Raw genomic sequence first — 367 nt, forward strand, 5'->3', positions numbered from 1 at the left:
GTTACTTCCACACGATCCTGCTGGCCTAGTTCAATCTCAAATGGCAATGGCGTCTCGTCAAGTTCGTGCCCAAACGGTGCACTCGTTTCTACAAATTGATAGTTTCCAGGTGCCAATCCATCTACCATCAACAAGCCGTCTTCATCTGTTGTTAAGCCGGATTGAAGTTCATTCCCCTCTGCATCTTGAAGCGCAAATTCCGCGCCTTCCAAAGGTTCTTCTTCTTCACCAACTTTCAAGAGCTCCACACCGCCTGGGGTGCGCTCATTTTCTTTCGTTACTTCCACACGATCCTGCTGGCCTAGTTCAATCTCAAAAGGCAATGGCGTCTCGTCAAGTTCGTGCCCAAACGGTGCACTCGTTTCTA

1 protein-coding gene is annotated in these 367 nt (G+C 49.0%); it reads right to left on the reverse strand.

The genetic code is table 11. From position 1 onward, the window contains the following. Nucleotides 1-367 (reverse strand): MSCRAMM family protein (locus ACDX78_RS23295; RefSeq protein WP_486031236.1); only part of this gene is annotated, 367 nt, incomplete at both ends.

This window comes from Virgibacillus oceani, from assembly GCF_041521345.1.
GTDB lineage: Bacteria > Bacillota > Bacilli > Bacillales > Amphibacillaceae > Virgibacillus_N > Virgibacillus_N oceani_A.